We start from the raw sequence: 16799 nt of genomic DNA on the forward strand, positions 1-16799 counted from the left end.
CTTGATAGCGCACAAAAAATCCCTATTTGTTACAAACACTTGGAACCCTTCAAGTAGAATATCGTCCTATCCCGCTGTATGCTTTCACTTTCATGACACGCGCGCCGCGTGTGCTTCGTATCTCTCGTTCTGCAGGTAACTTACCTTGTTGAATTCTTTGCTCGATTTCCTTGCCCACGGGCTGCTGCGTTTCTCGTGGTGGCAACTCGTCGTGTACACGCTGATCGTGACGCACATCACGATTATCGGCGTGACCGTCTATCTGCATCGCTGCCAGGCGCATCGCGCGCTGGATCTGCACCCGATCGCCAGTCATTTTTTCCGCTTCTGGTTGTGGATGACCACCGGCATGCTGACCGGCCAGTGGGCCGCGATTCACCGCAAGCACCACGCGAAATGCGAGACCGAAGAGGATCCGCACAGCCCGCAGACGCGCGGCATCTGGAAGGTGCTGCTCGAAGGCGCCGAGCTCTATCGCACCGAAGCGAAAAACGAAGAAACGATGCGCAAGTTCAGTCACGGCACGCCGAACGACTGGATGGAGCGCAACGTCTACACGAAATACCCGATTCTTGGCGTAAGCCTCATGATGGTGATCAACGTCGCGCTGTTCGGCGTCGTCGGCCTGACCATCTGGGCCGTGCAGATGGTGTGGATCCCTTTCTGGGCCGCGGGCGTGGTCAATGGCCTCGCGCACTTCTGGGGCTATCGCAACTTCAATTCGTCGGATGCGAGCACCAACATTTTCCCGTGGGGCATCATCATCGGTGGCGAAGAGCTGCATAACAATCACCACACGTATGCGACGTCGGCGAAGCTGTCGAACAAGTGGTACGAGTTCGACATTGGCTGGATGTACATCCGCATCATGCAGGCGTTTCGTCTGGCCAAAGTGAAGAAGGTCGCACCGACGCCGCGCCTGACCACCGGCAAGCTCGTGCTCGATCAGGACACGCTGCAGGCCGTGCTCGCGAACCGCTACGAAGTGATGGCGCGTTACGCGAAAGCGATCAAGCGCGCATACCGCCAGGAGCTCGCGCATCTGAAGGAAGTCGGCGCGCGCGAAAAGTATCAGGTGATGCGTGGTGCGCGCAGTTGGTTCCACAAGGAAGAGGCGGGCCTGAACGAGCCGCAGAAGCTCCAGCTGCCGCAGATTTTCGCGAACAGCCAGAAGCTGAAGACCTACATCGACATGCGCAACGAACTGGCGGCGATGTGGGAGCGCTCCAACGCGTCGCGCGAGCAATTGCTGGTGCAATTGCAGGACTGGTGCCATCGCGCAGAGCAGAGCGGTATCAAGGCGCTGCAAGACTTCGCGATGCGACTGCGTCGCTATGCCTGAAATCCATTAAAATTTCAGAACGTCACAAAACCCCGCGTTGGCGGGGTTTTGCGTTTTTGGGCCGTGGAAAAGCATCGCATGTGTAGCGCGAGCGGCAAGCCGCGGCGGCCAGGTGAGGGCAGAGGACATGATGGAGCAGCAGGCGATCAAGACCGTCGAATACGATCGGCCACAGGCGCAGGGCACGACCTGCGGGATCGGGCAGGCGTGGGCGAAGGTGCCCGAGACGCCGTCGGCGGAAGAAAAGCGGGCGTTGAAGGCGCGCATTCGCGAATTACTCAAGCGCGAGAAAGCGGTGCTGGTCGCGCACTATTATGTCGACGCCGAATTGCAGGAACTCGCCGACGAAACCGGCGGTTGCGTGGCCGATTCGCTGGAAATGGCGCGCTTCGGCCGCGATCACGAGGCGCAGACGCTGGTGGTCGCGGGCGTGCGCTTCATGGGCGAGACCGCAAAAATCCTCAGTCCAGACAAGCGCATTCTGATGCCGGATCTGGATGCGACCTGTTCGCTCGACCTCGGTTGTCCGGTCGACGAGTTCTCGGCGTTCTGCGACGCACACCCGGACCGCACGGTGGTCGTGTACGCGAACACGAGCGCGGCCGTGAAGGCGCGCGCGGACTGGATGGTGACGTCGTCGATCGGGTTGGAGATCGTCGCCGATCTGCATGCGCGCGGCGAGAAGATCATCTGGGCGCCGGACCGTCATCTCGGCAGCTACATCCAGGGCAAGACCGGCGCGGACATGCTGATGTGGCAGGGCTCGTGCCTCGTGCACGACGAATTCAAGGGCATCGAACTCGATCTGCTGCGCGCCGATTATCCGCACGCGAAGGTGCTCGTGCATCCGGAGTCGCCGGCCAACGTGATCGCCCAGGCGGACGTGGTCGGCTCGACCACGCAGTTGATCGACGCCGCGCAGAAGCTCGACGCGACGCACTTCATCGTCGCGACCGACCTCGGCATCCTGCACAAGATGCAACTCGCCGCGCCCGGCAAGACGCTGATTGCCGCGCCGACGGCCGGCAACAGCGCGACCTGCAAGAGCTGCGCGCATTGCCCGTGGATGGCGATGAACGGACTCGCCAATCTGGCCGATGTGCTCGAGCGCGGCCACAACGAAATCTTCGTCGAGCGTGGGATCGGCGAGCGTGCGCGTCTGCCGATCGATCGCATGCTCGATTTCGCGGCGCGTCACAAGAAGCGCGTGCAGGCGAGCGGCGATCTCGCGCGCGACGCGCAACTGTATTCGAATGTGGGGGCAGCGTAATGAAGGTGGTGGAGAAGGCGCCTGAGCAGGTAGTGGCGCGCGAAGGGGCCGACGCAGTGTCGCCGCTTTTCGCGGCGATTCACGCGCAATATGGCGTGGCGTTCGACGCGGCGCTCGCACGCAATGTCGCCGATGCACTCGCCGAAGATATCGGCACCGGCGATCAGACCGGCCGCCTCGTGCCTGCCGATGACGTTCGCGACGCGCGCATCATCGTGCGCGAGGAAGCGGTACTGTGCGGCGTGCCGTGGTTCGACGCGGTGATGCGCGCGGTCGATCCTCGCATCGTAGTTCAATGGCGTTACCGCGAGGGCGACCGCATGAGCGCCGATACGACGGTCTGCGATCTTCGCGGGCCGGTGCGAGCGCTGCTGACCGCCGAGCGCAACGCGGTGAATTTCCTGCAGCTGCTGTCGGGCGTGGCGAGCGCGACGCGCCGCTATGTCGACGCGATTGCTCACACGCACGCGCGCGTTCTCGATACGCGCAAGACGCTCCCGGGCTTGCGGCTCGCGCAGAAGTACGCGGTGCGCATCGGCGGCGGTGCGAACCAGCGGCTCGCGCTGTACGACGGCATTCTGATCAAGGAAAACCATATCGCCGCGGCCGGCGGCTTGGGCGCGGCGATGGACGCGGCGCTCGCGTTGAATGCGGGCGTGCCGATCCAGATCGAAGTCGAAACGCTTGAACAACTGGAAACTGCGCTCGCGCATGGCGCGCAGTCGATCCTGCTCGACAACTTCTCGTTCGACATGATGCGCGACGCGGTTCGCATCACGGCCGGGCGCGCGGTGCTCGAAGTGTCCGGCGGCGTGAATTTCGAGACCGTGGGCACGATCGCGGAGACTGGCGTGGATCGCGTGTCGATTGGCGCACTGACCAAAGACGTGCGCGCGACCGACTACTCGATGCGGATCGTTTGAGCGCCGCGCGTTCTAGCGCGACAGTCGACGCTCGTGACGACTTAACAAGGCCATTGCCAGAGCTTACCGGCAATGGCCTTGTCGTTTGTGGCGTCGTTTCAGCGTGTATTTCGGCCCAAGGCTGTCAGGTATTCGGCCTGCGTACATACTCCGGCGTGAGCACCGTCGGTAGCGCCTTGGGTAATGTGGACGGCCAGTCGCGGCTGAAATGCAGGCCGCGGCTTTCGCGCCGCGAGCGCGCGCTGTCCACGATCAGCGACGCCACATCGACCAGATTGCGCAGTTCCAGCAGATCGCGGCTCACCTTGAAGTTCGCGTAGTACTCGTGGATCTCGTCGCGCAGCAACGCGAGCCGATGCTTCGCGCGCTCGAGTCGCTTGTCGGTGCGCACGATACCGACGTAGTTCCACATCAGCCGGCGCAGTTCGTCCCAGTTGTGCGCGACCACGACCTCCTCGTCCGGATCGGACACGCGGCTTTCGTCCCAGGCCGGCAGCGGCGCGTGAACGGCGGCAGCGAAGCCTTCTGCTTCGATCGCCTTGGCGGCGGAGCGGCCGGTCACGAGGCATTCGAGCAGCGAATTGCTGGCAAGTCGGTTCGCGCCGTGCAGGCCGGTGCAGGACGTTTCGCCGACTGCGTAGAGACCCGCGAGATCGGTGCGGCCCGCCAGATCGGTGACGACGCCGCCGCACGTGTAATGCGCGGCCGGTACCACTGGAATCGGCTCCTTCGTGATGTCGATGCCGAACTCGAGGCAGCGCGCCAGGATCGTCGGGAAATGCTCGTGCAGGAACGCGGCCGGCTGGTGGCTGATGTCGAGGTACACGCAATCAATGCCGCGTTTCTTGATCTCGAAGTCGATCGCCCGCGCGACGATGTCGCGCGGCGCAAGCTCCGCGCGCTCGTCGTGATTGGGCATGAAGCGCGTGCCATCCGGCAGTTTCAGAATGCCGCCTTCGCCGCGCACTGCTTCCGAAATCAGGAACGACTTCGCGTACGGGTGAAACAGGCACGTCGGGTGGAACTGGATGAATTCCATGTTCGACACGCGGCAGCCGGCGCGCCATGCCATCGCGATGCCGTCGCCGGTCGCGGTGTCGGGGTTGGTCGTGTACAGGTAGACCTTGCCGGCGCCGCCGGTCGCGAGCACCGTATGCGGCGCTTCGATCGTAACGGTGCGGCCGCTTTGCAGATCGAGCGCATACAGACCATGGCAGCGGCGGCCGGGCAGGCCGAGGCGTTCGGACGTGATCAGGTCGATTGCGTGATGGTCTTCGAACAGCGTGATGTTCGGATGCTGGCGCACCTGCTCGCTGAGCGTGGCGACGACCGCATGGCCGGTCGCGTCGGCCGCGTGAATGATCCGGCGATGGCTATGGCCGCCTTCGCGCGTCAAATGAAAGCCCAGTTCGGCGGCCTCGTCTTTCGTGAACGGCACGCCCTGTCCGATCAGCCATTCGATCGCGGCGCGCCCATGCTCGACGATAAAGCGTGTCGCCGCCTCGTCGCACAGGCCGCCGCCTGCGGTCAGCGTATCGCGCACGTGATTCTCGACGCTGTCCGCCGAATCGAGCACCGCGGCGATGCCGCCTTGCGCCCAGTCGCTCGCGCCTTCGGTCAGCGATCGCTTGGCGATCACAGCAACGCGCCGTGTCTGCGCGAGATTGAGCGCGACGCTCAAACCAGCCAGACCGCTACCGACAATCGCCACATCGAATTCCATTGCCCACATCTCCGTCTTTCGTTTTGCGATGACGGCGCGCGAACCGCACGCCGCGAAAACGACAAAGGATACGCGCCGCATCGCCCTGGCGAAAGCTGGCCAAACGGAATAGGGCGATTCGCGCGCGCCTTGCGGAGCTATCGCGAGGTCCGCGCAAAAACAAAAAAGCCTCGCACGAATGCGAGGCTTTTCATGTTTTTGCCTTCGTCAGGCTGGAGAGCCAAGATTACTTGATCTTGGTTTCCTTGTAGTCAACGTGCTTGCGGATGACCGGATCAAATTTCTTGATCAGCATCTTTTCCGGCATGTTGCGTTTGTTCTTCGTGGTCGTGTAGAAGTGACCCGTGCCTGCGGTCGATTCCAGCTTGATCTTGTCGCGTGCGCCTTTCGCCATGATTTACTCCTTAGGCTTCACCGCGTGCGCGCAAATCTGCGAGCACAGCGTCGATACCGTTCTTGTCGATCAGGCGCAGGCCGGCGTTCGAAACGCGCAGACGCACCCAACGGTTTTCGCTTTCCACCCAGATACGGCGGTTTTGCAGGTTCGGCAGGAACCGGCGCTTGGTCTTGTTGTTCGCGTGGGAAACGTTGTTGCCGCTCATCGGCGCTTTCCCAGTTACTTGGCATACGCGTGCCATGAGAGCACTCCTAATACGCTAATTCTGAGTTCGAACGCCGTGAAAGTTTCCCGAAAAGAGCCGCGCTGAAAGTATGCGAAGTTGCGCCGAATTTGCATCGAGACACTTCGCTACCACAGCTGCCTGACCTTTGCGGAACGCCTTGATGGCTTCGGAACAGGGGGTTGGAAATAGGCAAACCGGAATTCTAGCAGAAAAAAAGCCGCAAAATCAAACCTTATTTGCGATGCGGGACGCTGCGCCGTACGGCGGCCATTCCGCTTCCCGCGCTCGAGCGGGCTTGCGCGCGAGCCCCGGCCAGCCGGAGCGGGCGAACGAATATACGGTGTCCGCGCCGATCACCAGATGATCGATCAACTGCACATCGACGAGCGCGAGCGCGTCGCGCAGCGTCTGCGTGAGGCGGCAGTCGCTGGCACTCGGCTCGACGGCGCCGGACGGATGATTATGCGCGACGATCAGGCTGGCCGCGTTCGCGGCGAGCGCCCGCCGCACGATCTCGCGCGGATACACGGCCATGCGCGTGAGCGAGCCGCGCGCGCTTTCCTCGCAGCGGATCAGCCGATGCCGGGCGTCGAGAAACAGCGACACGAACACCTCCTGCGGCTGTCCGCCGATCAGAAGGCGCAGATAACTTTCGACCGCTTCGGGCGAATTCATTAGCGGGCGCTTGCGCATTTTGTCGACCAGCGAGCGACGCGCCATTTCCATGATCGCGAGTAATTGCGCTTTTTTCGCGGGGCCGATGCCGCGAATCCCGTCGAAGTCCGCATAAGTCGCGTCTAGCATCGCGCGCAGGGAGCCGAAGCGATCCAGCAGCGCCCGCGCGACGCTGAACACGTCGTGACCGGGCAGGCCGGAGCCGAGCACGAGCGCGATCATTTCGGTGTCCGACAGCACGTCGGGGCCCTGCTCGATCAGTCGCTCGCGCGGCATGTCGCGCCGGAGCCATTTACCCCGAAACAGTTGCCGCCGGCAGCGGGCGGTGGAGTCGGCGGCTTCTGACGGGGCCTCGGCCGACCGATTCGCGGGGGCTTTCACGCCGCCTCCGGCGCGTGCCGGCGCCTTCGGTCGTCGCAGCGTTGGCGCAGGTGTTTCGTCGATTGTGCTGGCGAAATCAGCCATATATATAGAGTCCTCCGCGTAAGGTTGACGGCGCACGCGGCGCAATGCGCCGCCGGGCCGTGCCGCCCTCGCGCGCGACGGACTCAAGCCGGCGCCCGCTAGGTGGCTTACAATAGACACTTTGCGCACGGCACGCCGACGGTTTGCCACACGCGTCGACTGCCCCGCGGCGCACGCGTGCAGCGCTTCGACTGAGCGAGCATTGCATGAGCATCATCGATATTTCCGAGGTGAAACCCGGTTCACACGTCACGCTGCATTACCGGCTTTCCCTTGCCGATGGCGCCGAAGTGATCAACACGTTCAACGACAAGCCTGCCACGCTGCTGCTCGGCGCCGGTCAACTGGCGCCGCCGCTGGAAGATATTTTGCTGGGTTTGAAGGTGGGCCGCCATTCGACCTTTCAGCTAGCGCCGGGCCAGGCGTTCGGCCCACGCAATCCGGATCTGATCCAGCGCGTGTCCCTCGCCACGCTGCGGGAGAACAGCATGATCGGCGAGGATTTTTCCCCGGGTGACCTGGTCGAATTCAACGCGCCGGGCGGCGGGCGCTATGCCGGCGTACTGAAGGAAGTTGGCGAAACGTCGGCCCTATTCGATTTCAATCACCCGCTTGCCGGCCAGGCGCTGGCGTTTGAAGTGAAAATTATCGGGATTCTGTAAACATGAGCATCACGGATACGACTCTTGCCGAAGCGGAGATCCTGCTGGCCCAGCCACGCGGGTTCTGCGCCGGCGTCGACCGGGCGATCGAGATCGTCGAGCGGGCCATCAAGCTGTATGGCTCGCCGATCTACGTGCGTCACGAAATCGTCCATAACGCCTATGTGGTCGAAGACCTGCGCAAGAAGGGAGCGATCTTCATCGAGAACCTGGACGAAGTGCCGGCGGGCAACACGGTGATCTTCAGCGCGCATGGCGTGTCGAAGGCCGTGCGCTCGGAGGCGGAGTCGCGCGGGCTGCGGGTGTACGACGCCACATGTCCGCTCGTGACCAAGGTGCATATCGAAGTCGCGAAGATGCGCCAGGACGGTTTCGACATCGTGATGATCGGCCACAAGGGCCACCCGGAAGTCGAAGGCACGATGGGCCAGGCGGCCGAGGGCATGCATCTGGTCGAGGACATCGAGGATGTGCAGGCGTTGCAGCTCGCCGATCCGGAGCGGATCGCCTTCGTCACGCAAACCACGCTGTCGGTCGACGACGCCGCCGAAATCATCGGCGCGCTGAAGGCCAGGTACCCGTCCATCCGTGAGCCGAAGAAGCAGGACATCTGCTACGCCACGCAGAATCGCCAGGACGCAGTGAAGTTCATGGCGCCGCAGTGCGACGTCGTGATCGTCGTCGGCAGTCCGAACAGCTCGAATTCGAACCGCTTGCGCGAGCTCGCCGAGAAGCTCGGCGTGCCAGCCTATATGGTCGATTCGCCCGATCAGATCGATCCGGTTTGGGTCGAGGGCAAGCGCCGCATTGGCGTGACCGCCGGTGCGTCGGCGCCGGAGGTGTTGGCGCAGGCGGTGATCGCGCGTTTGCGCGAACTGGGTGTGCGCAACGTGCGCGCGCTCGAGGGCATCGAGGAAAACATCGCGTTTCCGCTGCCACGCGGGCTCGGTCTGCCAGCCTGACAATCCGTTAGCTACACTGAAAGGAAAGCGCGCCCGTGGGCGCGCTTTTTTTATGCCCGTGCCCGACGAACCTCTGATTAAATTAAGTGCCACATCGAATGACCGGTCAGCTTTCGGTGGTCTCGCGCACAAATTATTTTGAATTGTGATCGTGGCTTTTATCGATTTTGGCGCGATGCGTCCCCGTTTTAAGCTCGCAAAAGCCTTAAGACGGATTGATCAAGCACTGAATTGGTGCAATTCACCGGGCGCGCGCTAAATGGTCATGCCCGACGCAAAGCCCCGGCCTATCCGGGATTCGCGCAGATCGCCCGCAACACTTGATGCCAGCGGGTTCGGCGCCGGTGCAACTGGTGCACGAAAACGGATCGCAACCAGGTTGCGCCTTTTAACGGATTTCCCTCTCAAAATCAGGTTGCAATGCAGGAAAACCCCACCGGTTCAACAATATTGCCACCCGCATAATTGGAGTTACAATGCGCGCGTTCTCAAGGCCTTGAGGTCCTGGACAGTGGATTTTGCAAGGCGCAGGAGACCTTACTTGATGCGAGTCAAATTTGCTTACGCCGTGTCCATCGCGGCCACGGTTGCGATGCTGACCGCGTGCGGCAAGAAACAGGATGGCGAAGCGGGAACGGGCGCATCGGTGGCCTCGGCCGCGGCGGTTGCCGCCACGAGCGAAGCGACTATCGTGAAGATCGGTCATGCGGCTCCGTTGACGGGCGGCATCGCGCACCTGGGCAAGGACAACGAAAATGGGGCGCGCCTCGCGGTCGAAGAAATCAATGCGCAGGGTCTGACGATCGACGGTCGCAAGATCCAGCTGCAACTCGACGCGCAGGACGATGCGGCGGACCCGAAAACCGGCACCGCCGTCGCGCAGAAGCTGGTCGACGATCACGTGGTCGCGGTGATCGGACACCTGAACTCCGGGGTCTCGATTCCGGCGTCGAAGATCTATAGCGACGCGAGCATCGTCGAGATCTCGCCGTCGTCGACGAATCCGGCCTATACGCAGCAAGGGTTCAAGACGACCTATCGGGTGGTCGCGACCGACGCGCAGCAGGGTCCGGCGCTCGCCAATTACGCGACGAAGGCGCTGGGCGCCAAACGCATCGCGGTCGTGGACGACGCGACCGCCTACGGCAAAGGTCTCGCGGACGAGTTCACGAAGACCGCCGAGGCGAGCGGCGCGAAGATCGTCGCGCGGGAGGCGACGAGCGACAAGGCCACGGATTTCCGGGCCATTCTCACGAAGATCAAGAGTGTTCAGCCGGACGCCATCATGTTCGGCGGCATGGACGCGACGGGCGGGCCGTTTACGAAGCAGGCGGCGGCGCTCGGTATCAGGGCAAAAATCCTTGGCGGCGACGGTGTGTGTACCGACAAGGTAGGTGAACTGGCGGGTACCGCCGTGCAAAACCTGGTCTGTTCGGAAGCAGGACTCGCGCTTTCGAAAATGACCCATGGAGCGGACTTCGAAAAGAAGTACGAGGACCGCTTCCACACGCCGGTGCAGATTTACGCGCCGTTCACGTATGACGCGGTGTACGTGATCGTCGATGCAATGAAGCGCGCTAATTCTATCGAGGCGCCCAAGGTGCTGGCTGCGATGCCTTCGACCGATTACAACGGGGTAATCGGCCACATCGCGTTCGACGACAAGGGTGATTTGAAAGAGGGCGCCATTACGCTTTACGACTTCAAGGACGGCAAGAAAGCAGTGCTCGACGTCGTAAAGATGTGATGACGGGAAGTTCGGCCTGACGGCACCGACACCATCCAACGGTGCCGTTTTTGCATCCGCCCAAGGTGAGCTCGCGACCGCATCACGGTCGTCAGGGCCAGCCGGCAACGGATAACCCTTACCGGTCTTTTACATCAGTACCCGCAGTGCCGTTGAGATTCGTAGCGCATCACCGCCCACCGGCAGATGAAAAACGCGAATCCAGTCGCACGGGCTAAGGAGCATTAAATGGATATCTTCATCCAGCAGATCATCAATGGACTGGTACTTGGCAGTGTCTATGCCATCATCGCACTGGGCTATACGATGGTTTACGGCATTCTGGGCATCATCAACTTCGCCCACGGCGACGTGTTGATGGTGGGCGCGATGGTTGCGCTCTCCGCCATAGGAGTGCTGCAGAACCACTTCCCCGGCCTCGGCAATGTGCTGACGCTCGTGATCGCGTTGATCATCGCGGCGGCGGTCTGCGCGGTGGTCGGCTACACGATCGAGCGGGTCGCCTACCGGCCGTTGCGGCGTGCGCCGCGTCTCGCGCCGCTGATCACCGCGATCGGTGTATCGATTCTGCTGCAGACGCTCGCGATGATGATCTGGTCGCGCAATCCGCTGCCGTTCCCGCAGTTGTTGCCCACCGACCCGCTCAACGTGATCAAGGCCACCGACACGACGCCCGGCGCCGTGATCTCGATGACTGAAATCGTGATCATCGTAACGGCGTTCCTCGTGATGGGCGGCCTCCTACTGCTCGTGCACAAGACCAGGCTCGGCCGCGCCATGCGCGCGATCGCCGAGAACCCGAACGTCGCGAGTCTGATGGGTGTGAACCCGAACTTCGTGATTTCGGCGACCTTCATGATCGGCTCGGCGCTGGCTGCGCTCGCCGGCGTGATGATCGCGTCCGAATACGGCAACGCGCACTTCTACATGGGCTTCATCCCTGGCCTGAAGGCCTTTACCGCGGCGGTGCTCGGCGGTATCGGCAATCTCGGCGGCGCGATGGTCGGCGGCGTGCTCCTCGGCCTGATCGAGCAGTTGGGTGCCGGCTATATCGGCGACCTCACGGGCGGCGTGTTCGGCAGTAACTACCAGGACGTGTTCGCGTTCATCGTGCTGATCGTCGTGCTGGTGTTCCGTCCGTCGGGTCTGCTCGGCGAACGTGTCGCGGATCGCGCCTGATCCCGGGCCACAAGGAGTCAACAATCATGACCTCAATTCAACCGATCGAGCCGTCCACGACGCTCATCCCCGAAAAGAACCGCACGAAGACGCTGACTATCGGTATTCTCACGGCGTTCTTCGTGATCGCGGCGCCGATGGTCATCGGTGCCGCGGGCGGCAACTACTGGGTCCGCGTGCTCGACTTCGCGATGCTGTACGTGATGCTCGCGCTGGGCCTGAACGTGGTGGTCGGCTTTGCCGGCCTGCTGGACCTGGGCTACATCGCGTTCTACGCGATCGGCGCCTACACGGCCGCGCTGCTGAGCTCGCCGCACCTCGCGACGCAATTCGAGTGGATCGCGCATCTCGCGCCGAACGGCATCCACGTGCCGATCTGGATCATCGCGCCGATCGCGATGGCGCTCGCCGCGATGTTCGGGATTCTGCTCGGTGCGCCGACACTGCGTCTGCGTGGCGACTACCTCGCGATCGTGACCCTCGGCTTCGGGGAAATCGTGCGGATCTTCATGAACAACCTCGACCGTCCGGTGAACATCACCAACGGCCCGAAGGGGATCACCGGGATCGATCCGGTGTCCGTCGGCGGCTTCAGCCTCGCGCAGACACACTCGCTGTTGGGCATGCAGTTTCCGTCGGTGTACCTGTACTACTACCTGTTCGTGCTGTGCGCGCTGTTCGTGATCTGGACCTGTACGCGTCTGCAGCATTCGCGGATCGGCCGCGCGTGGGCCGCGATCCGCGAAGACGAAATCGCCGCCAAGGCGATGGGCATCAATACCCGTAACGTGAAGCTGCTCGCGTTCGCGATGGGCGCGTCGTTCGGCGGCCTGTCGGGCGCCATGTTCGGCTCGTTCCAGGGTTTCGTGTCGCCGGAATCGTTCACGTTCTGGGAATCGGTCGTGGTGCTCGCCTGCGTGGTGCTCGGCGGCATGGGCCACATTCCGGGCGTGATCCTCGGCGCGGTGCTGCTCGCGGTGTTCCCCGAGTTCCTGCGCTCGACGATGGGTCCGCTGCAGAACATGATCTTCGGCCATGAAATCGTCGATACCGAAGTGATCCGTCAGTTGCTGTACGGCCTCGCGATGGTTGTGATCATGCTGTACCGCTCGGAAGGCCTGTGGCCCGCGCCGAAGCACGAAGACAGGATTGCGAAGCTGGCGAAGCGTGGCGGCAAGAAGCCGGTGCGCGCATAAGGTCCGGTGGAGAAAAAGACATGAGCGATAACGTAAGCAACAACGCAGCGATCCGGCTGTCGGTGAAGGGCGTCAACAAGCGCTTCGGCGGGCTGCAAGCGCTTTCCGAGGTCGGCCTGCAGATCCGCGCGGGCGAGATCTACGGCCTGATCGGCCCGAACGGCGCCGGCAAGACCACCTTCTTCAATGTGATCACGGGTCTGTACACGCCGGATTCAGGCGAGTTCAAGCTCGACGGCGAGAGCTACACGCCGACCGCGGTCTATCAGGTCGCGAAGGCGGGCATTGCGCGCACGTTCCAGAACATCCGTCTGTTCGGCGGCATGACCGCGCTCGAAAACGTGATGGTCGGCCGTCACGTGCGCACCAAGCACGGTCTGCTCGGCGCGGTGTTCCAGACGCCGGCCGAACGCCAGGAAGAGCGCGAGATCAAGGAGCGCGCGCTCGAACTGCTCGACTACGTCGGCATTACGCAGTACGCGGACTATACGTCGCGCAACCTGTCATATGGCCACCAGCGGCGGCTCGAAATCGCGCGTGCGCTGGCGACCGATCCGAAGCTGCTCGCGCTCGACGAACCGGCGGCCGGCATGAACGCCACCGAGAAGGTCGAGCTGACCAGGCTGCTCGACAAGATCCGTGCGGACGGCAAGACGATTCTGCTGATCGAACACGACGTGAAGCTCGTGATGGGTCTGTGCAATCAGATGACGGTGCTCGACTACGGCAAGGTGATTGCGCAAGGTCTGCCGCAGGACGTGCAGAAGGATGCGAAGGTGATCGAAGCTTATCTGGGTGCGGGGGTCCACTGATGTCCACGACGCAAGCAATGTTGAAAATCAAGGGCCTGCAGGTCAACTACGGTGGCATCCAGGCGGTCAAGGGTGTCGACCTCGAGGTCGGGCAGGGCGAACTCGTCACGCTGATCGGCGCGAACGGCGCGGGCAAAACCACGACGATGAAGGCGATCACCGGCCTGAAGCCGTATGCGGCCGGCGACATCGAGTACATGGGTCAGTCGATCAAGGGCCTCCCCGCGCATGAGCTTCTGAAGCGCGGTCTCGCGATGGTGCCGGAAGGGCGCGGCATTTTCGCGCGCATGTCGATCGTCGAGAACATGCAGATGGGTGCGTATCTGCGCAACGATGACGATGGCATCAAGTCGGACGTCGAGCGCATGTTCGGCTTCTTTCCGCGTCTGAAGGAGCGTGCATCGCAATACGCGGGCACGCTGTCGGGCGGCGAGCAGCAGATGCTCGCGATGGCACGCGCGATCATCTCGCGGCCCAAACTGCTGCTGCTCGACGAACCGTCGATGGGTCTGTCGCCGATCATGGTCGAGAAGATCTTCGAAGTGGTGCGCCTGATTTCCTCTGAAGGCATGACCGTGCTGCTCGTCGAGCAGAACGCGCGGCTCGCGCTGCAGGCGGCGAATCGCGGCTACGTGATGGACTCCGGTTTGATCACGATGTCGGGCGACGCGAAGCAGATGCTCGACGATCCGAAGGTTCGGGCCGCCTATCTGGGTGAATGAGTGGGTGAATGAGTGGGTGAATAGTTGGACGTCTGCCCTTTGCGCATACGTCCGGCTTGCAACGCGCCCCGCGATGCAATGTCGCGGGGCGCGTTTTATTTTTCTGGTTGGGACGTGAATTAAGGGAGTCGCCCGATAACCGAACTGATTTCGTCTTTTGTGAACGCACGCAGCGTTTGCGAGCGGACATTGCCGGCCGAGCCGAGTGCGAAGCCGAAGGCGAGGAAGCTCTGCTCGTCTGCCGCTTCGACGACCGAGACAACGTCGTATGCCCCTAACGTCCAGTAGATCTGCTTCATTTCGCAGCCAAAAGATTTCGCCATTTCCGCCGCCTGCCCGGCTCGCTCTGCACTGTTCTTGATCGTGCGGATACCCTGATCCGTAAATTGCAGGAGCACCACATAAGTCGCCATGAAGATTCCCCTTAGGATTCCAACGCGTTGGGACTCAGACGCATGAGCCGCCCCCGGGGGGAAGGGTCGCGATTCGTCGCAAACCTGTCTTTCCAGCGCCGGCGTCGTCTCGTGCGTAAACGATTTTAGGCAATCCAACTGCTCGCCATCTGCTATTTGTCCGAATCCGCCGATATGTGCGCTGCTTGCGGGAGAACCATTGAAAAAGCCGCATGCGTCAAGCAACGCATGCGGCTTTCTTTAATCAGGCGTACGACGCGAATCAACTGGCCGGGGCCGCGTCGGCGTATTGGCCGAGCCGCTTGCCGAGGCTGATCACCGCATCGGTGCGATACCCGAGCGCATCGTAGAACGCCCGTATTTCAGCCGTTGCCGACGACAGTACCTGCAGGTTCAGCTTCGGACAACCAAGCTTCGTCAACTCGCTCTCGACGTGCGCGACGAGCCGCGTGCCGATGCCATGACGTCGCAGCGATGCGTCGACCGCGAGCGAATACAACCAGCCGCGGTGTCCATCATAGCCGCCCATTACGGTGCCGACGATGCGTCCATCGAGCACCGCGACGAAGAACAGCTCCGGTTGCGTCGCGAGCTTATTGGCGATCGACAGACGCGGGTTGCGCTGCGGTCGCGTCACGTCGCGATACTCGGGAAACACGTCCTGCCATAGCGCAATCACGGCTTCGGTATCGGTCGCGTCGAAGCGGCGGATCGACAGCGTCGTGTTCGTCGTCATTGGTGCGCTCCGTGGTTGATTACAGCGAGTCGAGAACCGAGCGCAGCATCGCCAGCATCTGGTCGATTTCTCCGGTCGTCACGTTAAGCGCCGGCATGAAGCGCAGCAGGTTCGGACGCGCGGCGTTCAGCAGCACGCCGTCGGGTTGCATGTCGCGCGCCTTCTCGACAATCTGGTAGCCGATGTCCTTGCGGAGCAGCAGCGCGCGCAGCAGACCCTCGCCGCGCTCGCCCTTGAAGCCGCGCTCCTCGGACAGCTCGAGCAGCTTCGTGCGCAGATATTCGCCGCGCGAGCGCACGCCTTCGAGGAAGCCCGGCGCCGTCAGCTGCGAGATCACCGAGTAGCCGACCGCGGTCATCAGCGGATTGCCGTTGTAGGTGCCGCCCTGATCGCCAGCTTCGAACACGGCGATTTCCGCCTTCGACAGCAGCGCCGCGAGCGGCACGCCGCCGCCGATGCCTTTGCCGAGCGTCATGATGTCCGGCTCGATGCCCGACAGCTGATACGCGAACAGCGTGCCGGCGCGACCACAGCCGCTTTGCACTTCGTCGACGATCAGCAAGATGTTGTGTTGTTTCGTCAGCTCGCGCAGTTGCTGCATGAACTCGCGGGTTGCGGGGATCACGCCGCCTTCGCCCTGGATCGGCTCGAGCATCACCGCGACGGTCTTCGCGTTGATCAGCTTTTCCACCGACGCGATGTCGTTCAGGTCCGCCTTCGGGAAGCCCGGTACCTGCGGCGCGTAGATCGTGTCCCAGCCCGGCTTGCCGCTGGCCGACATCGTCGCGAGCGTGCGGCCGTGGAAGCTGTGGTCGAACGTGATGATCTCGAACGCGCCGTCCTTGAACTTCCTGCCCCACTTGCGCGCGAGCTTGATCGCGCCTTCGTTCGCCTCGGCGCCGCTATTCGCGAAGAACACCTTGTCGAAGCAGCTGTGCTGCGTGAGCAGGCCCGCGAGCTTCGCCATCGGCTCGTTGTAGAACGCCGGCGACGGGTTGATCAGCAACTTGGCCTGCTGGTTCAGCGCTTCGATCATGCCGTCGTTGCAGTGGCCGAGGCAATTGACCGCCCAGCCCTGAATGAAATCCAGGTAGCGCTTGCCGTTGTTGTCGTAAAGCCACGAGCCTTTGCCGTGCGTGAAAACGATTTCAGGTCGGTTCGTGATGTACATCAGCGAATCGATTGGATACTCATTGAAATTCATGACGGCAGGCTCCAGGCAAAAGGGTAAGAGCGGGGTGAAGAAACGGTGACGGTTCGGCCAATAAAAACGGCGGCCGGAAAAACAGAAAAGCCACGGCATGCCGTGGCTTTCATGATTCGAACAGCTTGCGCCCAGGTTTTGTGTG

Annotated in this window: 17 protein-coding genes; 10 read left to right on the forward strand and 7 right to left on the reverse strand. The window is 62.3% G+C overall.

What is annotated here, in order from left to right; genetic code table 11:
• Positions 1-145: 145 nt before the first annotated feature.
• The 3 genes from OKW39_RS15960 (at position 146) to nadC (ending at position 3535) form a co-directional block, all read left to right on the forward strand.
• Complete coding sequence (locus OKW39_RS15960; protein WP_090801568.1) at positions 146-1342, forward strand: DesA family fatty acid desaturase; 1197 nt, start codon at positions 146-148, stop codon at positions 1340-1342.
• Between the two features lie 130 nt (positions 1343-1472).
• Positions 1473-2612, forward strand: coding sequence for a quinolinate synthase NadA (gene nadA, locus OKW39_RS15965; RefSeq protein ID WP_429563496.1), 1140 nt, complete (start codon positions 1473-1475; stop codon positions 2610-2612).
• Positions 2612-3535, forward strand: a complete 924-nt coding sequence (gene nadC, locus OKW39_RS15970) for a carboxylating nicotinate-nucleotide diphosphorylase (RefSeq protein ID WP_429363127.1) — start codon at positions 2612-2614, stop codon at positions 3533-3535. The genes nadA and nadC overlap by 1 nt, the downstream gene beginning before the upstream one ends.
• Before the next feature lie 124 nt (positions 3536-3659).
• Here nadC and nadB read toward each other — a convergent pair whose 3' ends face one another.
• From nadB to radC, 4 genes are all read right to left on the reverse strand, one after another.
• Entirely contained in the window at positions 3660-5258 is a 1599-nt protein-coding gene (gene nadB / locus OKW39_RS15975; RefSeq protein ID WP_090801563.1) for an L-aspartate oxidase, read from the reverse strand.
• Positions 5259-5484: 226 nt separating this feature from the next.
• Positions 5485-5652 (reverse strand): 50S ribosomal protein L33, encoded by a 168-nt coding sequence (gene rpmG, locus OKW39_RS15980; protein WP_008919555.1) that lies wholly within the window; start codon positions 5650-5652, stop codon positions 5485-5487.
• Positions 5653-5662: 10 nt separating this feature from the next.
• Positions 5663-5896: a 50S ribosomal protein L28 gene (rpmB, locus tag OKW39_RS15985; protein ID WP_007180631.1), complete on the reverse strand. Its 234-nt coding sequence runs from the start codon at positions 5894-5896 to the stop codon at positions 5663-5665.
• A gap of 210 nt (positions 5897-6106) precedes the next feature.
• Entirely contained in the window at positions 6107-7021 is a 915-nt protein-coding gene (gene radC, locus OKW39_RS15990; protein WP_429562999.1) for a RadC family protein, read from the reverse strand.
• Between the two features lie 206 nt (positions 7022-7227).
• On the opposite strand from radC, the gene OKW39_RS15995 reads away from it, so the two are divergent.
• The 7 genes from OKW39_RS15995 to OKW39_RS16025 all read left to right on the forward strand — a co-directional run bounded on the left by OKW39_RS15995 (position 7228) and on the right by OKW39_RS16025 (position 14301).
• Positions 7228-7683, forward strand: a complete 456-nt coding sequence (locus OKW39_RS15995; protein ID WP_090801560.1) for an FKBP-type peptidyl-prolyl cis-trans isomerase — start codon at positions 7228-7230, stop codon at positions 7681-7683.
• A 2-nt stretch (positions 7684-7685) separates the two neighbouring features.
• Positions 7686-8645: a 4-hydroxy-3-methylbut-2-enyl diphosphate reductase gene (gene ispH, locus OKW39_RS16000; protein WP_018421578.1), complete on the forward strand. Its 960-nt coding sequence runs from the start codon at positions 7686-7688 to the stop codon at positions 8643-8645.
• Positions 8646-9189: 544 nt separating this feature from the next.
• Complete coding sequence (locus OKW39_RS16005; RefSeq protein ID WP_429363799.1) at positions 9190-10392, forward strand: branched-chain amino acid ABC transporter substrate-binding protein; 1203 nt, start codon at positions 9190-9192, stop codon at positions 10390-10392.
• A gap of 228 nt (positions 10393-10620) precedes the next feature.
• Positions 10621-11571, forward strand: a complete 951-nt coding sequence (locus OKW39_RS16010; RefSeq protein ID WP_090801557.1) for a branched-chain amino acid ABC transporter permease — start codon at positions 10621-10623, stop codon at positions 11569-11571.
• A gap of 26 nt (positions 11572-11597) precedes the next feature.
• On the forward strand, positions 11598-12767 hold the full coding sequence (locus OKW39_RS16015; protein ID WP_429335209.1) for an ABC transporter permease subunit: 1170 nt from the start codon (positions 11598-11600) through the stop codon (positions 12765-12767).
• Between the two features lie 20 nt (positions 12768-12787).
• A complete protein-coding gene (locus OKW39_RS16020) occupies positions 12788-13579 on the forward strand; it encodes an ABC transporter ATP-binding protein (RefSeq protein WP_090801554.1) in 792 nt (263 codons plus the stop codon).
• A 17-nt stretch (positions 13580-13596) separates the two neighbouring features.
• The gene (locus tag OKW39_RS16025; RefSeq protein ID WP_090805434.1) at positions 13597-14301 is read left to right on the forward strand and encodes an ABC transporter ATP-binding protein; all 705 of its coding nucleotides are present in this window, start codon (positions 13597-13599) and stop codon (positions 14299-14301) included.
• Positions 14302-14420: 119 nt separating this feature from the next.
• Here the strand turns inward: OKW39_RS16025 and OKW39_RS16030 are convergent, their stop codons facing one another.
• The 3 genes from OKW39_RS16030 to OKW39_RS16040 all read right to left on the reverse strand — a co-directional run bounded on the left by OKW39_RS16030 (position 14421) and on the right by OKW39_RS16040 (position 16654).
• Positions 14421-14714, reverse strand: a complete 294-nt coding sequence (locus OKW39_RS16030; RefSeq protein WP_018421572.1) for a GYD domain-containing protein — start codon at positions 14712-14714, stop codon at positions 14421-14423.
• Between the two features lie 262 nt (positions 14715-14976).
• Entirely contained in the window at positions 14977-15450 is a 474-nt protein-coding gene (locus OKW39_RS16035; RefSeq protein WP_090801553.1) for a GNAT family acetyltransferase, read from the reverse strand.
• A 19-nt stretch (positions 15451-15469) separates the two neighbouring features.
• On the reverse strand, positions 15470-16654 hold the full coding sequence (locus OKW39_RS16040; protein WP_429563000.1) for an acetylornithine transaminase: 1185 nt from the start codon (positions 16652-16654) through the stop codon (positions 15470-15472).
• Between the last annotated feature and the right edge of the window lie 145 nt (positions 16655-16799).

This window comes from Paraburkholderia sp. MM6662-R1 (assembly GCF_050436245.1).
Classification (GTDB): Bacteria; Pseudomonadota; Gammaproteobacteria; order Burkholderiales; family Burkholderiaceae; genus Paraburkholderia; species Paraburkholderia tuberum.